Here is a 17415-nt window from a genome sequence, read left to right on the forward strand (position 1 = left end):
GAGGACACCATCTTGGCGCTCGGCCTGAGACTCGAGAAGAATCAAAAATCCCCCGGCCTGCAGCTGTCCGGCGAGACCCTCACCCTCGACCGGTGCGGCGGCCTGTGGCTGGCCGATCACCGCACGCTGATCGTCTCCGACCTCCACCTCGAGAAGGGCTCGGCCTACGCCGCCCGCACCGGCCAGTTCCTGCCGCCCTACGACACCCGCGAGACGCTGGCCTGCCTGCACGAGGCGGTGGCGCGCTTCGACCCGGCCTGCATCGTGGCGCTCGGCGACAGCTTCCACGATTCCCGCGGCCCCGAGCGGATGGAGCCCGGCGACCGGGCGATGGTCGCCGCCCTGCAGCAGGGCCGCGACTGGGTCTGGATCGCCGGCAACCACGACGCCGCCGTGAGCGAGGGCGTCGGCGGTCGCTACGCCGAGGTGATGACGCTCGGCGGCCTCACCCTCCGCCACGAGCCGACCCCGGGCGCGGCGCCGGGCGAGATCGCCGGCCACCTCCACCCGTGCGGCAAGGTCGCGATGCGCGGACGCGCGGTGCGCCGCCGCTGCTTCGTCACCGACGGCACCCGCCTGGTGATGCCGGCCTTCGGGGCCTATGCCGGCGGCCTCAACGTCCGCGACGCGGCGTTCGAGCCGCTGTTCTCGGCGGGGTTCACGGCGCATCTCCTCGGCGACGGCCGGGTGTTCTCGATCGGGCGGTCGATGCTGGCGAAGGATTGAGGTTTTCGCGATGCTGGATCGGCGATTCGAGGATCGTCAGCCATGTCGCGTGCGGTCTACATGCTCGCCAGCCGTCGCCACGGGACGCTCTATCTCGGCGTCACGAACGATCGCGCGCGGCGCGTCCACGAACACAAAGTGAAACGCAATCGCGGTTTCACAGCGACTTACGCCGTGGATCGCCTCGTCTGGTACGAGTTCTACGATCGGATCGTCGATGCCATCGATCGCGAGAAGGCGCTGAAGAAGTGGCGCCGCGATTGGAAGATCCGGCTGATCGAAGACCTCAATCCCGAATGGTCCGATCTTTACCCAACGCTCGCGGGGAGGACAGGCCTCTGAACATCTCCCCGTCATTCCGGGGCCGCGGAGCGGAGCCCGGAATCTAGATCCGCTATCGGTGAAATCTGGGGAACGACCTGTGATTCTGGATTCCGAGCTCGCCTTCGGCGCCCCGGAATGACGGGGCGGTTTCAGGACGAAGCACATCCGTGTCCCTCCCCCTCGTGCTCCGGCAACGTCAGCCCGAAATGCTGGACGAGGTCGGCGACCTGGGCGGGGCTGAGATGGCGCGGGTTGAGGTTGCGCAGGAGCAGGTAGAGCTTGGCCGTCTCCTCGAGCTCCTCGGTGGCGAAGACTGCGGCCTCCAGGCTCGCGCCGGCGACGACCGGGCCGTGGTTGGCGAGCAGCACCGAACTGTACTTCCCCGCCAGGCCCCGGATCGCGTCGGCGACGCCTGGGTCGCCGGGGCGGTAGTACGGGACCAGCACCGTGCCGCCGGTGCGCATCAGGTAGTACGGCGTCAGCGGCGGCAGCACCGCCTTCGGGTCGATCTCGGGCAGCATCGACACCGCGACCGCGTGCGTCGAGTGCAGGTGGACGATGGCGCGCGCTTCGGCGCGGCTCTCGTAGAGCGCGGTGTGGAGCGGGATCTCCTTCGTCGGCGTGTCGCCGGAGACCACCCGTCCCGTCGCGTCGAGACGCGAGATCCGGGCCGGGTCGAGGAAGCCGAGCGAGGCGTTGGTCGGGGTCACCAGCCAGCCCCCGTCATCGAGCCGAAGGGAGATGTTGCCCGAGGAGCCCGGCGTCAGCCCGCGCTCGAACAGCGAGCGCCCGTAGCGGCAGATGCTTTCGCGCAGGGTGGATTCGCTCATCGGGCCTGACTCATGCGGTCGCGCCTTCCATCAGTTCGAAGCCGAGGTCGATCGTCTCGGCCGGGCCGCCGGCCGCCAGGCGCTCGGCGGCGACAGCGCCGATCCGCAGTCGCGGCGTGCGGATGGTCGAGAGCGGCTGCGGCATCGCCGCGGTGATGTCGAGGCCGTTGTAGCCGAACAGCGCGAGGCGGTGCGGGATCGACCAGCCGCGCGCCAGGCAGCAGAAGTAGCCGCCGAGCGCCATGTCGTCGTTGGAAAAGTAGACGGCGTCGAGGTCCGACGTGCGGTCGAGCAGCCGGTCGAGCGCCGCGCGCCCCGCCGTGGCGGAGGACGGTTCTGCGACCACCTCACGGTCGATCAGCCCGTGCCCCGCGCCTTGCAGGGCCGCCTCGAATCCCGCGAGCCGCTTCCCCGCCCGGAGGTCGCGAAGAATGTCGTGGCCGACATAGCCGATGCGGCGGTAGCCCCGCCCGAGCAGGTGCGCGGCGCTCGCCTCGCCGACCGCCCGGTTGGAGAAGCCGACGACGAGGTCGAGGCCCGGCCCGTCGGTGTCGATCATCTCGACCACGCGGATCCCGGCGGCGCGCAGGAGCGCGACGGTGCCGGGATTGTGCTCCACCCCGGTGACGACGAGACCGGCCGGGCGCCACGACAGCAGCGCGCCGACCAGCGCCTCCTCGCGGTCGGGATCGTAGTCGGAGACGCCGATCACGCTCTGGAAGCCGGTGCGGTCGAGCGCCCCCGTCAGCCCGCGCAGCAGGTCGGGGAAGACGATGTTGGCGAGCGACGGGATCACGATGCCGACGAGCTGCGAGCCGGCCGACGCCGCGTTGCCCGCGAGCGACCCGGCCAGCCGGTTCGGCACGTAGCCGAGCTCGGCCACGACCGCGGCCACCCGGTCTGCGGTGCGCTTCGAGAACGAGCCCTGGTTGCGCAGCACCCGCGAGACCGTGCTCTCGCCGAACCCCGACTCCCGGGCGACGTCCGCCAGCGTCACGAGGCGCCGATGCAGGTTCATGGAGGCCCTTCGCGTGGCGATGCGCTCAGCGACATATCGAGCATCGCTGTCACCCGCAAGCTGATTGGCAGCGCTGCCAAACTGAGATAGGCAGGTTTCAAGCGCCGGGAAACGGTGCGGAACCAAGCAGAACGCCGGCACGCCAAGACGTCGGCGACGGAGGACGCCATGAGTTCACCAGCCGCCGTGCTGCCGGGCAGCGCCGTGCCGTCGAAGGACTTCGTCGAGCAGACCTATACCAAGGTGTTCTGGCGCCTCGTGCCGTTCCTGATGCTCTGCTACGTCGTCGCCTACCTCGACCGGGTCAACGTCGGCTTCGCCAAGCTGCAGATGTCCCAGGACCTCGGCTTCAGCGAGACGGTCTACGGCTTCGGCGCGGGCGTGTTCTTCGTCGGCTACTTCCTGTTCGAGGTGCCCTCGAACGTGATCCTCCACCGGGTCGGCGCGCGGATCTGGATCGCCCGGATCATGGTCACCTGGGGGATCATCTCGGGTGCGTTCCTGTTCGTGAACTCCGCCACGACCTTCTACGTCATGCGCTTCCTGCTCGGGCTGGCCGAGGCGGGCTTCTACCCGGGCGTGATCCTCTACACGACGGCCTGGTTCCCGGCGCATCGCCGGGCCAAGGTCATCGCCGTGTTCATGGCCGCGATCCCCGTCTCGGGCATCTTCGGCAACCCGCTCTCGGGCTGGATCATGGATGCCTTCAACGGCGCCCACGGGCTCGCCGGCTGGCAGTGGATGTTCGTGATCGAGGCGGTGCCGGCGGTGCTGGTCGGCATCGCGGTGTTCTTCTACCTCGACAACCGGGCCTCCGAGGCCAAGTGGCTGACCGACCCCGAGAAGGCGGTGATCGAGCGCGACATCGCGGCCGACAACGTCGGCAAGGAGGCGAGCCCGCACTCGATCGCGACCGTGTTCCGGAACGGCCGCGTCTGGTTCATGAGCTTCATCTACTTCTGCTTCGTCACGGGCCAGTACGGCCTGACCTTCTGGATGCCGACGCTGGTGAAAGCCACCGGCGTGCAGGGCAACCTCAACATCGGCCTGATCAGCGCGATCCCGTTCCTGTTCGCGGTGTTCGTGATGATCCTGCTCGGGCGCAGCGCCGACCGGATGCGCGAGCGCCGCTGGCACCTGATCGTGCCCGCGCTCTGCGGCGCGGTCGGCTTCGTCGTCGCCGCCACCGCCGGCAGCACGGTGATCGCGATCATGGCGCTCTCGATCGCCGCGGGCGGGGTGCTCACCTGCGCGCCGCTGTTCTGGTCGATGCCGACCGCGTTCCTGTCGGGGGCGGGCGCCGCCGCCGGCATCGCGCTGATCAACTCGGTGGGCAACCTCGCGGGCTTCGCCAGCCCCTACGTGATCGGCGCCCTGAAGGACTACAGCGGCAACACCGCCACCGGCATGTACGCGCTCGCCGCCATGCTGGTGCTCGGCTCGGTCGCGACCTTCGTGACGCCCAAGCGCCTCGTGAACCGCTGAAACCGGCGCACCTTCCGCAGACCCCCGACCGGATATCCCCGATGACAGCACCCTCCTCCGCCCGGCACGCCGCGGTGATCGGCCTCGGCTCGATGGGCTTCGGCATGGCGGCCTCGCTGCTGCGGGCCGGCTTCACGGTCGCGGCCTGCGACGTGAACCCCGAGGCGGTCGACCGCTTCTCGGCGGCCGGCGGGCGCGGCACGGCGAGCCCGGCCGAAGCGGCGGAGGGCGCGAGCGTCGTGATCTGCGTCGTCGTCAACGCCGCCCAGACCGAGGCCGTGCTGTTCGGCGAGGCCGGCGCCGCGGCGGCGATGCCGGAGGGCGCGGTGTTCGTCTCCTCGGCGACCATGGACCCGGCCGTCGCCCGGCGGCTGGCGGCGCGGCTCGAGGCCACCGGCCGGCACTACCTCGACGCGCCGATGAGCGGGGGCGCGGCGCGCGCCGCCGACGGGGCTCTGACCTTCCTCGCCTCCGGCTCGGCCGCCGCCTTCGATGCGGCGCGCCCGGCGCTCGATGCGATGGCCGGCACGCTCTACGAGCTCGGCAACGAAGCCGGCCAGGGCGCGGCGTTCAAGATGATCAACCAGCTGCTCGCGGGCGTGCACATCGCCGCCGCGTCGGAAGCCATGAGCTTCGCCGCCAAGCAGGGCCTCGACCTCGCCCGCGTCTACGAGGTGATCACGAAGTCGGCCGGCAATTCCTGGATGTTCGAGAACCGGATGCCGCACGTCCTCGACGGCGATTACAGCCCCAGAAGCGCGGTCGACATCTTCGTCAAGGACCTCGGCATCGTGCAGGACATGGCGCGCGCCGAGAAGTACCCGGTGCCGGTGGCGGCCGCCGCCCTGCAGATGTTCCTGATGGCGTCGGGCTCGGGGATGGGCCGCGACGACGACGCCTCCGTCGCGCGGCTCTACGCCCAGGTCTCGGGCGCGACCCTGCCGGCCGCGAAGCGCTGAGGAGGTCCATCCATGCCGCGCTTTGCCGCCAACCTCACCCTGATGTTCACCGAGCTCCCCTTCCTCGACCGCTTCGCCGCCGCCGCGGACCAGGGCTTCGGCGCCGTCGAGTTCCTGTTCCCCTACGCGCATCCGGCCGACGCCATCGCCGACCGCCTGGCGCGCCACGGCCTGACGCAGGCGCTGTTCAACCTGCCGCCGGGCGACTTCGAGGCCGGCGAGCGCGGGCTCGCGGCCCTGCCCGAGCGCTTCGACGACCTGAAGCAGGGCGTCGCGACCGCTCTGCGCTACGCCGAGGCCACCGGCGTCGGGCGCCTCCACCTGATGGCGGGGCTGGCCGACCCGAACGATCCGGCCGCGCGCGACGCCTACCGCCGCGCCGTCGCCTGGACCGCCGACGCTCTCGGCGCGGCGGGGCTCGACCTCGTGCTGGAGCCGATCAACGGCCGCAACATGCCGGGCTACTTCCTGAACGATTTCGGGGCGGCGGCGGCGCTGATCCGCGACCTCGCGCGGCCGAACCTGAAGCTGCAGTTCGACCTCTACCACTGCCAGATCCTGCACGGCGACGTGACGATGCGGCTGCGCGCGCTGATGCCGATCGTCGGCCACGTGCAGACCGCCTCGGTGCCGGGGCGACACGAGCCCGGCACCGGCGAGATCGACGACGCCTTCCTCTTCGCGGAGCTCGACCGGCTCGGCTACGACGGGTTCGTCGGCTGCGAGTACAACCCGGCCGCCGGCACCGTCGCGGGCCTCGGCTGGTTCGCGCCCTATCGCGAAGGCCGGCGGGGGGATGCGCGATGAGCCTGCCGCTCGCGCTCGGCTGCGTCGCCGACGACTATACCGGCGCCTCGGACCTTGCCAACACCCTGACCAGGGCCGGCCTGCGCACGGTGCAGACGATCGGCGTGCCGGCCGACGACCTCGCCCTGCCGGAAGTCGATGCGGTGGTGGTGGCGCTGAAGAGCCGGTCGATCGACCCGCGCGAGGCGGTGGTGCGCTCCCGCGAGGCCGACGCCTGGCTGCGCCGGCGCGGTGCCGGCCACGTGCTGTTCAAGGTCTGCTCGACCTTCGATTCGACTGAGGCCGGCAACATCGGCCCGGTGCTCGACGCGTTGCGGGCGGATGCGGCCGAGCCGATCGCGCTCGTCACCCCCGCCTTTCCCGAGACCGGGCGCAGCGTCTACCAGGGTCATCTCTTCGTCGGCGCGACGCTGCTCGCCGAGAGCCCGCTGAAGGACCACCCCCTCAACCCGATGCGCGATTCGAGCCTCGTGCGGGTGCTCGCCCGCCAGAGCGCCGGCACGGTCGGGCTGATCGACATCGCCACCGTGACGCGCGGTCCGGACGCGGTCGCCGCGCGCCTCGACGCCCTGGCGAAGGAGGGCCACGGGGCGGCCATCGCCGACGCGATCTTCGATGCCGACCTCGAGATCCTCGGCCGCGCCGCCTTGCGGCACCGCGTCTCCTGCGGCGCCTCGGGCCTCGGCCTCGGGCTCGCCCGCGCGCTGGTCGCGGACGGGCACGGCGCATCCGGCGCCGGTGCGGTGGCGGGCGAAGCGGTCGGCGGCCACGCCGCGTGCCTCGCGGGCAGCTGCTCGCAGGCGACGCTGGCGCAGATCGAGGCCGCGGCCGATCACATGCCGGTGCTGCGCCTCGACACCGAGCGGCTGCTGTCCGGCCCCGGCGAGGTCGAGGCGGCCATCGCCTGGGCCGCCGAGCGCCTTGCCGCCGGCCCGGTCCTCGTCGCCAGCAGCGCCGCGCCCGACGCGGTGCGCACGCTCCAGGCCAGGCACGGCGGCGCCGCGGTCGGCCAGGCGATCGAGGCGGCGCTGGCGCAACTCGCCGCGGACCTCGTCGCCCGCGGCGTCCGCCGGCTCGTGGTCGCCGGCGGCGAGACCTCCGGCGCGGTGGTCGACCATCTCGGGCTGAAGGCCTTCCTGCTCGGCCCCGAGATCGCCGCCGGCGTCCCCGTCCTGCGCACGGCCGGCGGCGATCCGATGCTGCTTGCGCTGAAATCCGGCAACTTCGGCGGCCGCGACTTCTTCCTGCGCGCGCTCGCCCTGATGCGGTGAGCGATACGGGTGCTTCTCGCTTCCCTGACCGCCTTCGAAAGTCTCGTCGCGCCTTCCCTCCCCCGACGGATCTCGGGCTTGCCCGAGATCCGCACCTTGTGTGCCCAAGTCGTGTACCCAAGTCGGGCAGGCCCGACTCGGGTGCGGGGGGGGAGCCGGTAGGGCAACGCAGATCGATCGCGGCCGAACATGCCGACCAAGGAGCTTCCCATGCACGCCCTGATCCTCGGCGCCGCCGGCATGATCGGCCGCCGGCTCACCAAGGCCCTGGTCGCGTCCGGCGCCGTCGGCGGCGCGCCGCTCGACGCGCTGACCCTGATCGACGTGGTCCAGCCCGACGCGCCCGCGGGCTTCGCCGGCAACGTCCGCACCGAGGCCGCCGACCTCACCGCGCCGGACGCGGCCGACGCCGCCATCGCCGGGCGGCCCGGCCTCGTCTTCCACCTCGCAGCCGTCGTCTCGGGCGAGGCGGAGGCGAACCTCGAGCTCGGCTACCGGGTCAACCTCGACGGCACCCGCTTGCTGCTCGACGCGATCCGCCGCGCGCACCTGGCCGACGGCTACCGGCCGAAGGTGGTGTTCACCTCCTCGCTCGCGGTGTTCGGGCCGCCGCTGCCACCGGTGATCGGCGACGACTGGATCGTCACGCCGGCCTCCTCCTACGGCACCCAGAAGGCGATGGGCGAGTTTTTGCTCGCCGACTATTCCCGCCGCGGCTTCCTCGACGGCATCGCCTTGCGCCTGCCGACGATCTGCGTGCGCCCGGGCAAGCCGAACAAGGCGGCGTCGGGGTTCTTCTCCGGCATCATCCGCGAGCCGCTGGCCGGCCAACCGGCGATCCTGCCGGTGCCCGAGACCGTGCGCCACTGGTTCGCGAGCCCCTCGGCCGCGATCGGCTTCCTGCTGCACGCGGCCGGGCTCGACCTCGCCCGCCTCGGGCTGCGGCGTGCGCTGACGCTGCCGGGGGTGTCGGCCACCGTGGCCGAGGAGATCGAGGCCCTGCGCAAGGTCGGTGGCGACAAGGCGGTCGCCCTGATCCGCCGCGAGCCCGATCCGGCCGTCGCCCGCATCATCGAGACCTGGCCCGAGGCCTTCGCCACTGAACGCGCGCTCGACCTCGGCTTCACCGCCGACGCCTCGTTCGACGCGATCGTCGCCGAGCACGTCGCCGAGTTCCACGCCGGGACATAAACCTATGTGACATTTCGTCAGGCACGGTCGAACCGGGGATGCCACGCGTTAGAACGGGTCGAGCCTCCGGGAAACGCATCGCCTTGTACAAGCCCATCGAAGACTACGCCGTCATCGGCGACACCCACTCGACCGCGCTGATCGCCCGCGACGGCTCGGTCGACTGGCTGTGCTGGCCGCGTCACGATTCGCCGGCCCTGTTCCTCGCGCTGCTCGACGACGACAAGGGCGGCTCCTGCCGGATCGCGTTCGAGGGCCTGCGCTCGACCTCGCGGCGCTACGTGCCCGAGACCAACGTGCTGGAGACGACCTTCGTCACCGAGACCGGCAGCGCCCGGCTGGTCGACGTGATGCCGGTCAATCCGCCGACCCCCGAGCCCGAGGAAGGGCCCGACGGCGAGGGCGAGAGCCGCCTGATCCGCCTGCTCACCTGCATCGACGGCCACGTCGCCGGGCGCTTCCTGGTGCACCCGACCTTCGACTACGCCCGCTGCGACGGCATCCCGATCGCCGACGGCGCGACGGTGCTGTTCGAGGCCGGCAAGCAGCGGCTCCGCGTCAACGCCGCGCCCGAGCCGAGGCTCGACGGCGCGGTCGCCGTGAGCCGGTTCGCGATCGCGGCGGGCGAGACCGCCTACCTCGTCCTCACCCACGGCGAGGACGGGGAGCGGGCCGCGATCGACGATTTCGCCGGCGCCGAGCGCCGGGTCGCGGCGACCATCGACTACTGGCGGCGCTGGAGCGAGCGCTGCACTTATCACGGCCCCTATCGCGACGCGGTGCTGCGCTCGGCCCTGTGCTTGAAGCTGCTGACCTACTCGCCGTCGGGCGCCATCGTCGCGGCGGCCACCGCCGGCCTGCCCGAGGCGGTTCCGGGCAACCGCAACTACGATTACCGCTTCACCTGGATGCGGGACGCGACCTTCACCGTCACCGCCTTCGTGATGCTCGGCTACGTCCGCGAGGCCTCGGAGTTCCTGCGCTTCCTGCGCGAAGCGGACGGCAGCTTCGGCCGCGACACCAAGCTGCTCTACGGCATCGCCGAGGCGATGCCGCCGGAGGAGGAGCTCGACCACCTCTCCGGCTGGCGCGACGTCGGGCCGCCGCTGATCGGCAACGCCGCCGAGGGCCAGGACCAGCACGACATCTACGGCGAGCTGGTGCGTGCGCTCTGCGTCTTCCTCGAAGCGGTCGAGTACGACCCGCCGGAGAAGGTCCACGACCGCCTGCCCGAGGTGCTCGACAACCTCACCCGCCGCGCCATCGCCTGCCGCGACGAGGCCGACGACGGCATCTGGGAGCTGCGCACCGGCCCGCGCCACCAGCTCCACACCAAGGCGATGCTCTGGGTGGCGCTGAACGACGCCGCCCGGATCGGCCGCAACATCGCGGGCGTGCCGCCGGAGAAGATCGAGACCTGGGAGCGGATCGCCGCCGAGATCCGCGCCGACTACCTGGAGAAGGCCTGGAACGAGGAGCGGCAGGCCTTCACCGGCGCCTACGGCTCGCACCACCTCGACGCGGCGGTGCTGCGCGTGGCGTTGTTCGGCGCGATCGACCCGAGCGACCCGCGCCTGCGCAAGACGCTGGCCGCGATCGAGGACGAGCTCGGCGTCGGCGACCTGATCTACCGCTACCGCATGGACGACGGTCTCGCGGGCGATGAGGGCACGTTTACCGCCTGCGCCTTCTGGCGCGTCGGCTGCCTGGCGCTCGACGGCCGCACCGGCGAGGCCAAGGCGGCGTTCGAGCGCCTGCTGGCGCGCGGCAACGACGTCGGGCTGTTCGCCGAGATGATCGACCCGGAGTCCGGCGAGCAGCGCGGCAACACCCCGCAGGGCTTCTCGCACATGGCGCTGATCAACGCGGCCCTGCGCCTGCAGGACACGATCGGCCGCTTCGGCCTGCCCGAGGAGGGATGTGTTCCGGCGAAGGCGGCGGCGGAGTAGACGCAGCGTGGGGCTTTCGGCTGACCGCGCTCTCTTCCCTCCCCCCTCTGCGGGGGAGGGAGAAGAGGCGCGATCCTTCGGCCTCGTCACCGGCCGCTCGACCCGAACCCGCCGACGCCCCGCGCCGATGCCGGCTCATCCGCGTCGGTCACGACCAGCCGCGGCCGCGCGACCCGCGTGAACACCAGTTGCGCGATGCGCTCGCCCGGCGCGATCCGGATCGGGTCGCCGGCCGGGTTGCGGTTCCAGGCCGAGATCATCAGCGGGCCCTCGTAGTCGGCATCGATCACCCCGGTGCCGTTGCCGAGCACCAGCCCGGCGCGATGGCCGAGGCCGGACCGGGGGAAGATCAGCCCGCACCAGCCGGCCTCCCGGATCAGCACCGTGAAGCCGGCGGGGATCAGCGCCGGCGGCCCCTGCGGCGCGAGGTCGAGTGCCGCGTCGAGGCAGGCATGGAGGTCGAGGCCGGCGGCCTGGGTCGAGCCCCATCGCGGAAACCCCCACCCCGCCAGCCGCGGATCGAGCCCGCGGATGCCGACCTCGGGCAGCGCGTCGCTCACGGCCGGCGCGCCGCGATGGCGTCGGCCAGGGCGACGATGCGATGGGCCTCATCGGCATGGGATCGGTCGATCGTGCGGCCCCGGAACGCGGCCGTGCCGCGCTCGCGGGCGGCCGGGCCGGCGAAGGCGGCGATCGCCGCACGCGCCTGCGCGACCGCATCCGGGCTCGGGCCGAACACCGCGTTGGCGGCGGCGATCTGCGCGGGATCGATCAGCACCTTGCCGTCGAAGCCGCCGTCGCGGGCCTGCTCGGCCTCGGCGCGGAAGCCGGCCTCGTCGGCGGTCGCCTCGAACACGCCGTCGATGACGTCGATCTCGTAGGCGCGGGCCGCGGCGACGACGCTCATCAGCAGCGGCATCAGCGCCGGGCGGCCGGGGACGCCGCGGCGGATCCGGGTCGCCGCGGCGAGGTCGCCGGTGCCGACCACGAGGCAGGACAGGCGGATGTCGACGTCGCGCGCGGCGCTGGCGATCGCGCCGACCTGCAGCACCGCGAGGGGGCTCTCGATCATCGCCCAGATCCGCAGCGCCGGCGCCGCGCCGAGGCGCCTCAAGCGGGCGCCGACGGCCACCAGGGCGTCGGGGCTGCTCACCTTCGGCACCAGGATCGCGTCGGGGCCGGCCGCGGCGATCGCCGCGAGGTCGGCCTCGCCGTGGGCCGAATCGAGCGCGTTGATGCGGACCACCACCTCGCGATGACCGTAGGCACGGCCCGTCACCGCGGCGGCCACCGTCTTGCGGGCGCCGTCCTTGGCCTCGGGCGGGACGGTCTCCTCCAGATCGAGCAGCACCGCGTCGACCGGCAGGGTGCGAGCCGCTTCCAGGGCCTGCGGGTTCGAGCCCGGCAGGGACAGCACGCTGCGACGCGGACGGATCTCGGTCATGGCGGCATCTTTCCGTCGGCGGGGCGACGTCCGTAAGACAGAAGCGCCGATAGCGTTCTCCGGACGGCGAGACAAGGAGCGGGAATGGCGCGCTGGATCGCGGGACTCGACGGCTGCCGCGGCGCCTGGGCCGGCGTGCTGCTCGACCTCGACGATCCCGGCCGCCACCGCGCGGCCCTGTTTTCCACCGTCGCCGAGTGCCTCGACGGACCGGAAGCGCCGGTCTCGGTCGGCATCGACGTGCCGATCGGACTGCCGGACCGCGCGACGGGCGGAGGCCGGGCGGCCGACCGGGCCGCACGCGCCTATCTCGGCGCCGGCCGGTCGAGCGTGTTCCCGGTGCCGCCGCGCGCGGCGATCTTCGCCGACGACTACGAGACCGCCAAGGCGCTGTCGCGCGCGGGCAGCGCGCCGCCCTTCGCGCCCTCGATCCAGTGCTTCAACATCTTCCGCTACATCCGCGCGGTGGACGCCCTGCTGCGCGAGTGGCCGGCGCTGACGGCGCGCCTGCACGAGGTCCATCCCGAGATCGCCTTCCGCCGCCTCAACGGCGACCGGGCGCTGGCGGCGGGCAAGAAGGGGCCGCAGCGGCAGGCCGGGCTGGACCTGCGCCGGGCGCTCCTCGTCGCCGCCGGGCTGCCGGAGACGCTGGTTCACGGCGCACGGCCGCGCGGCGTCGGTGCCGACGACCACCTCGACGCGATGGCCGGCCTCGTCGTCGCCCGCGACATCCTCCTCGGCCGCGCGAGCCCGCTGCCGGACCTGCCCGAGCGCGACGCCCACGGCCTGCCGGCGGTGATCTGGATGCCGGCGCCGCTTCAGGGGGGCGACCGGGCCGAATCCCGCGAGCCACGCAAAGTCTGCTAACGACCTGGGCCATGAGCGAACAGACCCGAGACCCGAACCCCGCGATCCGCCACGTCGCCCGCGCGCTGGTGTTCGATCCCGCCGACCGACTGCTGCTGATCGAGTACGAATCGGTGCACGCGCATGCGCCGGACGGCACGCCGCTGCGGTTCTGGTTCATGCCGGGCGGCGGGCTGGAGCCCGGCGAGGACCACGTTACGGCCTGCCGCCGGGAATTGTCGGAGGAGATCGGCCGGGCCGACTGCGCGATCAGCCCGCAGGTCGCGGCCTGCGACGGCCCGTTCCACCTGTTCCGGCAGTCGCGCGATGCACGCGAGCGCTATTTCCTGGTGCGTCTGCCCGACGACCGGATCGACACCAGCCGCCTGATGGAGACCGAGGACAACCCGCTGCACGGCACGCGCTGGTGGACGGTGGCCGAGCTGCTCGCCACCGAGGCGCGGATCGAGCCCGCCGGCCTCGGTCAGCTCGCCGAGCGCCTCGTCGCCGGACACGTTCCAGACGCCCCGATCATCCTGACCTGGCAGCAAACTTGAGCGTGGAACAGGGGGCTCAGGCCACTCGTTCCGTGACGGAATTTCTCGATTGTCAGGAGGACCCATGTTTCCGACCGCGCTCACCGACGGCTACCGTTCCTTCCTCTCCGGCCGCTTTCCCACGGAGCGGAAGCGCTTCGCCGAGCTGGCGACCGCCCAAGAGCCCGAGACGCTGGTGATCAGCTGCTGCGACAGCCGGGTCGCGCCGGAAGCGATCTTCGACGTCGGCCCCGGCGAGCTGTTCGTGATCCGCAACGTAGCCGCCATCGTGCCGATCTACGAGACCGGCGGCGACTATCACGGCACCTCGGCGGCGATCGAGTTCGCGGTGCAGGGCCTCGAGGTCAAGAACATCGTCGTGCTCGGCCACGCAAGCTGCGGCGGCATCAAGGCCTACGCCAACAAGGCCAAGCCGCTCTCGAAGGGCAACTTCATCGGCAAGTGGGTCTCCCTCGTCGAGCCCGCCGAGGCGAAGGCCGGCGACTCGAGCGCACCCGAATACCTCACCCGTCTCGAGCACGCGATGGTCAGCCAGAGCCTCGAGAACCTGATGACCTTCCCGTTCATCAAGGAACGGGTCGAGGCCGGCACCCTGAAGCTGCACGGTGCGCATTTCGGCGTGGCCACGGGCGACCTTCTGGTCCGCAATCCCGAGACCGGGGACTTCGCGCAGGCGGTCGATCGAAGCGGCGAGCCGCTGCGCCCCTCCGCAATGATGAGCTGCAGCTGACGCGTCCGGCGAGGCGGGTGCTTTGGTTCGAAAGCACCCGCCTCGCCTTTCAATACGAGATCGATCGGAACGGGAAGGCCAGGGCCGACGAAAGACCGGACCAACGAAAAGGGCGGCAGGCTTGCGCCTGCCGCCCTGTCTCATGAGCCGCGCTCGGCGTCGGCGCCGAGAGGGATCGGACGATTACATCGCGTCGCGGGCGCCCGGCAGGCGCTGGGCCATGCCGTAATGGTGCTGCAGCACCGGCAGGGCCTGCTGCGCGTAGGTGCGAAGCGCCGGGTTCGGGCCGGACGAGGCGTAGGCCTCGGTCATGCCGATCGTCATCCGGTGCGCCTGGACCTGCTGGCTCACGTAGAGGCGGTCGAAGCGCGGGCCCGACGGGGTGGCGGAGAGCTCCGCCAGCATCGCCTGCTGCTCGGGGCTGGGCTGAACCACCGTGGTGCCGGCCGTCTGATCGACGTCGGCATTGCCGAGGCGGCTGCCCGCTGCGGCGCCGCGCTGCGCGCCCGAGCCGAGGCCTTCGAGGCCGCCGACCGGGCCGCCGTTCAGCGTCCCGCCGACCACGCCCGCGGCCGCGCCGGTCGCCGCGCCGACGGCGCCACCGGCCACCGCCAGCGGCGCGCCGATCAAGCCGTCCACCGGACCGCCGACCACGCCGCCCTGCGCGGCGACGTAGTTGCGGTCACCGCCGACGAGGGCGACGTTGGCCGAACGGTGGTCGCGGATCGCTTCCTGGGCGTAGGTCCGGATCTGCGGGTTGCGGGACTTCGACAGCGCGATCTGGCTCGACTGGATCTCGAAGGCGTTCGCCTGCAGCGACTGCAGACGGAAATCGCTCAGGCCCTGGGCCATGGCCGGGGTCGAGACGGCGAAGGCGAGCGCGGACAGGATGGCGTATTTCTTCAGCATTGAAAACCTCGATCGATGAATGGTGAGCGTGCAAGCCGGCGTAGTTGTATCGCCCATACCGGTTTCAACCGAAACGGACGGCGACAGCACTTCATCGAACCAACGATGACGATCGCGCATGGTTCCTCTGGTCTTGCCTGACCTTGCGCCGTCCGCCGCGCGGGCTGCGACGCTTGATCCACCCCGCGGCAGCCGCCATGCCTTTCGCCGTCCTTCCGTCCCGAGGCCCCGCCTTGACGCCCCGCTCCACCCAGATCTTGTCAGTTCAGATCCTGCGCGCGGTCGCGGCGCTGCTCGTCGTGATGCACCATGCGCAGGCCGAGGCGGCCGCGCTGGCGCAGCGGACGGGCGCGGCCTTCGCCCCGAGCGGGCTGCTGCCCTGGGCCGGCGGCGTCGACGTGTTCTTCGTGATCTCGGGCTTCATCATCGTCCACGCCGCGGCGCCGCACGCGGTCGGGCGCCATGCGGCGCAGAGCGGCGGAGGTCGGCGCCGCTTCCTGGCGCATCGGATCGCGCGGGTGGTGCCGCTGTACTGGCTGGTCACCGCGCTCTACCTCGCGGTCGGGCTGGCGGCTCCGTCGGCCCTCAACGGCAGCGGCGGACCGCCGGACGCCGGCCAGGTCGTCGCCTCCTTCCTGTTCTGGCCCGCGGCGCGGCCGGACGGTGCGGTGCTGCCGCTCTACGGCCTCGGCTGGACGCTCAATTGCGAGATGGCGTTCTACGCGCTGTTCGCGCTCGGTCTCGGCTGGGGTCGCCGGGCCGGCGTCGCCTGGCTCGTGGCGGCCCTCGTCGGGATCGTGCTGGCGGGCGCCTGGCTGAAGCCGGGGGCCGTGCCGCTGGCGTTCTGGTCGAACCCGGTGATGCTGGAATTCGGGCTCGGCGCCGTGATCGCGCTCGCACGCGGCGAGGGCGTGCGGCTGGGCGGGCCGGCGCGCGCCGGCCTGGCGCTCGCCGGGTTCGGCCTGCTCTTGCTCGTCGCGCGCACCGGCCCATTCCCGGACGGGTTCCTGCGCCCGCTCGCCCTCGGCATCCCGGCGGCCTTCCTGGTGGCGGCGGCGGCGCTCGGCCGCTCGCGGACGCAGGCGCGACCGCCCTCGCCCGTCGTGTCCGCCCTGGCCGCGCTCGGCGACGCCTCCTACGCGCTCTACCTCGTCCATCCCTTCGTCCTGCGCGGCCTGCGCGAGGCGCTCGCGCGCATCGACCTCGCATTGTGGCTCGGCCCCTGGGTCGCGCTCGGCGTGATGGTGGCCCTGAGCGTCGTGGCGGCCCTGCTCGTCCACCGCCATGTCGAGCGCCCGATGACGCGCCTCGCCCGCGCCCGCCTCGATCCCGATCGCCATTCCCTTCCGAGGCCGAAAACCGTGTGAGCGCCGGGCGGCTGCGAGTTTCCCGCCGCGGCGATCCGCATTAGCGTCGCGACGGTGATGGCGAACCCGAGCGAGGCGACGCGATGAAGACCCTGCTGGTGCCGATCGCGCTCCACGACGCCCTGCCCTCGGTGCTGGAGACGACCCGCCTGGTGGCGCAGCGCTTCGGCAGCCTGATCGAGGGCGTGTCGCTGCGGCCGGCGCTCGCCGAGTACGTGCCCGTCGACATGGTCGGCGGCATGACCTGGCTGCGCGACGAGGAGGCCGACCGGGCCGAGGCCGAGGAGGCGGGCGGGCGCTTCGTCGCCTTCATGGACGGGGCCGGCATCCCGCGCCACGCCCGCGACGGCCTGTGCGTTCCCGAGAACGTCGCCGGCGCCGGCGCGCGCTATCGCTGGCGGCAGGACGTGCCGGCGGGCGACGCCTTCCTCGGGCAGTACGCGCGCCTGTTCTCGGCCACCGTCGTCGGCCGCCCCGGCGCCGCCGACGGTACGCCGCGCATGACCACCCTGGAGACGGCGCTGTTCGAGGGCGGCCGCCCGATCCTGGTGGCGCCGCCGACCCCGCCGACCCGGTTCGGCGACGCGATCCTGGTTGCCTGGAACGGCTCGACCGAGACCGCGCGCGCCGTCGCCTTCGCGATGCCGCTGCTGCGGGCCGCCTCCCGCGTGCTGGTGCTCAGCGTCGAGGGCGGCACGGTGCCGGGCCCGAGCGCCGAGGACCTCGCCCGCTCGCTCGCCTGCGAGGGCGTGGCCGCCGACCACAAGGCGCTTCCCGCCGGGCGCCGGACGCCGGGCGAGACCTTCCTCGCCGAGGCGAAGGAGTTCGGCTCCGACCTGCTGATCAAGGGCGCCTACACCCAGAGCCGGCTGCGGCAGATGATCTTCGGCGGCCCGACGAGCCACCTGCTCGCCCACGCCGACCTGCCGATGCTGATGGCGCACTGACGGCGTGTGCCGCGCGCGAAGCGGGAACCTCGACCGTTCGCCCGACGTTCGCGCC

General features: G+C 72.3%; 18 protein-coding genes. 13 read left to right on the plus strand and 5 right to left on the minus strand.

The genetic code is table 11. From position 1 onward, the window contains the following. The first annotated feature begins 12 nt into the window (after positions 1-12). Together pdeM and ACFZ8E_RS21920 are read left to right on the plus strand one after the other, a co-directional pair. On the plus strand, positions 13-726 hold the full coding sequence (gene pdeM / locus ACFZ8E_RS21915) for a ligase-associated DNA damage response endonuclease PdeM (RefSeq protein WP_405044432.1): 714 nt from the start codon (positions 13-15) through the stop codon (positions 724-726). A gap of 42 nt (positions 727-768) precedes the next feature. Continuing rightward, on the plus strand, positions 769-1068 hold the full coding sequence (locus ACFZ8E_RS21920; RefSeq protein WP_243933241.1) for a GIY-YIG nuclease family protein: 300 nt from the start codon (positions 769-771) through the stop codon (positions 1066-1068). A gap of 131 nt (positions 1069-1199) precedes the next feature. Here the strand turns inward: ACFZ8E_RS21920 and ACFZ8E_RS21925 are convergent, their stop codons facing one another. Both ACFZ8E_RS21925 and ACFZ8E_RS21930 read right to left on the minus strand, forming a co-directional pair. Further along, the gene (locus ACFZ8E_RS21925; RefSeq protein ID WP_405043772.1) at positions 1200-1880 is read right to left on the minus strand and encodes an aldolase; all 681 of its coding nucleotides are present in this window, start codon (positions 1878-1880) and stop codon (positions 1200-1202) included. A 10-nt stretch (positions 1881-1890) separates the two neighbouring features. Then, positions 1891-2898 carry a LacI family DNA-binding transcriptional regulator gene (locus ACFZ8E_RS21930; protein WP_405043773.1) on the minus strand — a complete coding sequence of 336 codons (1008 nt, stop codon included), beginning with the start codon at positions 2896-2898 and terminating at the stop codon, positions 1891-1893. Between the two features lie 168 nt (positions 2899-3066). Here ACFZ8E_RS21930 and ACFZ8E_RS21935 point away from each other — a divergent pair, with 168 nt between their 5' ends. The 6 genes from ACFZ8E_RS21935 to ACFZ8E_RS21960 all read left to right on the plus strand — a co-directional run bounded on the left by ACFZ8E_RS21935 (position 3067) and on the right by ACFZ8E_RS21960 (position 10560). Beyond that, a complete protein-coding gene (locus ACFZ8E_RS21935; protein WP_405043774.1) occupies positions 3067-4383 on the plus strand; it encodes an MFS transporter in 1317 nt (438 codons plus the stop codon). 41 nt (positions 4384-4424) lie between these two features. After that, the gene (gene ltnD / locus ACFZ8E_RS21940) at positions 4425-5342 is read left to right on the plus strand and encodes an L-threonate dehydrogenase (protein WP_405043775.1); all 918 of its coding nucleotides are present in this window, start codon (positions 4425-4427) and stop codon (positions 5340-5342) included. Positions 5343-5354: 12 nt separating this feature from the next. Beyond that, positions 5355-6149: a 2-oxo-tetronate isomerase gene (gene otnI / locus ACFZ8E_RS21945; protein ID WP_405043776.1), complete on the plus strand. Its 795-nt coding sequence runs from the start codon at positions 5355-5357 to the stop codon at positions 6147-6149. A 2-nt stretch (positions 6150-6151) separates the two neighbouring features. Further along, entirely contained in the window at positions 6152-7420 is a 1269-nt protein-coding gene (otnK, locus tag ACFZ8E_RS21950) for a 3-oxo-tetronate kinase (protein WP_405044433.1), read from the plus strand. Positions 7421-7630: 210 nt separating this feature from the next. After that, the gene (denD, locus tag ACFZ8E_RS21955; RefSeq protein ID WP_405043777.1) at positions 7631-8611 is read left to right on the plus strand and encodes a D-erythronate dehydrogenase; all 981 of its coding nucleotides are present in this window, start codon (positions 7631-7633) and stop codon (positions 8609-8611) included. Positions 8612-8694: 83 nt separating this feature from the next. Continuing rightward, positions 8695-10560 carry a glycoside hydrolase family 15 protein gene (locus ACFZ8E_RS21960; RefSeq protein WP_405043778.1) on the plus strand — a complete coding sequence of 622 codons (1866 nt, stop codon included), beginning with the start codon at positions 8695-8697 and terminating at the stop codon, positions 10558-10560. Positions 10561-10646: 86 nt separating this feature from the next. Here ACFZ8E_RS21960 and dut read toward each other — a convergent pair whose 3' ends face one another. Beyond that, a complete protein-coding gene (dut, locus tag ACFZ8E_RS21965) occupies positions 10647-11120 on the minus strand; it encodes a dUTP diphosphatase (RefSeq protein ID WP_243951397.1) in 474 nt (157 codons plus the stop codon). After that, positions 11117-12004 carry an HpcH/HpaI aldolase/citrate lyase family protein gene (locus ACFZ8E_RS21970; protein WP_405043779.1) on the minus strand — a complete coding sequence of 296 codons (888 nt, stop codon included), beginning with the start codon at positions 12002-12004 and terminating at the stop codon, positions 11117-11119. The genes dut and ACFZ8E_RS21970 overlap by 4 nt, the downstream gene beginning before the upstream one ends. An 84-nt stretch (positions 12005-12088) precedes the next feature. On the opposite strand from ACFZ8E_RS21970, the gene ACFZ8E_RS21975 reads away from it, so the two are divergent. From ACFZ8E_RS21975 to ACFZ8E_RS21985, 3 genes are all read left to right on the plus strand, one after another. After that, entirely contained in the window at positions 12089-12871 is a 783-nt protein-coding gene (locus ACFZ8E_RS21975; RefSeq protein ID WP_243951393.1) for a DUF429 domain-containing protein, read from the plus strand. An 11-nt stretch (positions 12872-12882) separates the two neighbouring features. Then, complete coding sequence (locus ACFZ8E_RS21980; RefSeq protein WP_405043780.1) at positions 12883-13407, plus strand: NUDIX hydrolase; 525 nt, start codon at positions 12883-12885, stop codon at positions 13405-13407. A 64-nt stretch (positions 13408-13471) separates the two neighbouring features. Further along, on the plus strand, positions 13472-14137 hold the full coding sequence (locus ACFZ8E_RS21985; RefSeq protein WP_147843815.1) for a carbonic anhydrase: 666 nt from the start codon (positions 13472-13474) through the stop codon (positions 14135-14137). Between the two features lie 183 nt (positions 14138-14320). On the opposite strand, the gene ACFZ8E_RS21990 is transcribed toward ACFZ8E_RS21985, so the two are convergent. Continuing rightward, positions 14321-15046 (minus strand): DUF4142 domain-containing protein, encoded by a 726-nt coding sequence (locus ACFZ8E_RS21990; RefSeq protein ID WP_405043781.1) that lies wholly within the window; start codon positions 15044-15046, stop codon positions 14321-14323. A gap of 233 nt (positions 15047-15279) precedes the next feature. On the opposite strand from ACFZ8E_RS21990, the gene ACFZ8E_RS21995 reads away from it, so the two are divergent. Together ACFZ8E_RS21995 and ACFZ8E_RS22000 are read left to right on the plus strand one after the other, a co-directional pair. Then, complete coding sequence (locus ACFZ8E_RS21995) at positions 15280-16413, plus strand: acyltransferase family protein (RefSeq protein ID WP_405043782.1); 1134 nt, start codon at positions 15280-15282, stop codon at positions 16411-16413. Between the two features lie 83 nt (positions 16414-16496). Continuing rightward, complete coding sequence (locus ACFZ8E_RS22000) at positions 16497-17360, plus strand: universal stress protein (RefSeq protein ID WP_147728435.1); 864 nt, start codon at positions 16497-16499, stop codon at positions 17358-17360. The last annotated feature ends 55 nt before the right edge of the window (positions 17361-17415 follow it).

The sequence above is a fragment of the Methylobacterium sp. HMF5984 genome (assembly GCF_045033435.1).
GTDB lineage: Bacteria > Pseudomonadota > Alphaproteobacteria > Rhizobiales > Beijerinckiaceae > Methylobacterium.

What these genes read in the sequence shown, in the direction of transcription:
- ACFZ8E_RS21920 (WP_243933241.1), top strand. Translation starts at nt 769, where the DNA reads ATGTCGCGTGCGGTCTACATGCTCGCCAGCCGTCGCCACGGGACGCTC.
- ACFZ8E_RS21925 (WP_405043772.1), bottom strand. Translation starts at nt 1,880, where the DNA reads ATGAGCGAATCCACCCTGCGCGAAAGCATCTGCCGCTACGGGCGCTCG.
- ACFZ8E_RS21935 (WP_405043774.1), top strand. Translation starts at nt 3,067, where the DNA reads ATGAGTTCACCAGCCGCCGTGCTGCCGGGCAGCGCCGTGCCGTCGAAG.
- otnI (WP_405043776.1), top strand. Translation starts at nt 5,355, where the DNA reads ATGCCGCGCTTTGCCGCCAACCTCACCCTGATGTTCACCGAGCTCCCC.
- ACFZ8E_RS21930 (WP_405043773.1), bottom strand. Translation starts at nt 2,898, where the DNA reads ATGAACCTGCATCGGCGCCTCGTGACGCTGGCGGACGTCGCCCGGGAG.
- ACFZ8E_RS21985 (WP_147843815.1), top strand. Translation starts at nt 13,472, where the DNA reads ATGTTTCCGACCGCGCTCACCGACGGCTACCGTTCCTTCCTCTCCGGC.
- ACFZ8E_RS21975 (WP_243951393.1), top strand. Translation starts at nt 12,089, where the DNA reads ATGGCGCGCTGGATCGCGGGACTCGACGGCTGCCGCGGCGCCTGGGCC.
- denD (WP_405043777.1), top strand. Translation starts at nt 7,631, where the DNA reads ATGCACGCCCTGATCCTCGGCGCCGCCGGCATGATCGGCCGCCGGCTC.
- ACFZ8E_RS21990 (WP_405043781.1), bottom strand. Translation starts at nt 15,046, where the DNA reads ATGCTGAAGAAATACGCCATCCTGTCCGCGCTCGCCTTCGCCGTCTCG.
- ltnD (WP_405043775.1), top strand. Translation starts at nt 4,425, where the DNA reads ATGACAGCACCCTCCTCCGCCCGGCACGCCGCGGTGATCGGCCTCGGC.
- ACFZ8E_RS21980 (WP_405043780.1), top strand. Translation starts at nt 12,883, where the DNA reads ATGAGCGAACAGACCCGAGACCCGAACCCCGCGATCCGCCACGTCGCC.
- ACFZ8E_RS21970 (WP_405043779.1), bottom strand. Translation starts at nt 12,004, where the DNA reads ATGACCGAGATCCGTCCGCGTCGCAGCGTGCTGTCCCTGCCGGGCTCG.
- ACFZ8E_RS22000 (WP_147728435.1), top strand. Translation starts at nt 16,497, where the DNA reads ATGAAGACCCTGCTGGTGCCGATCGCGCTCCACGACGCCCTGCCCTCG.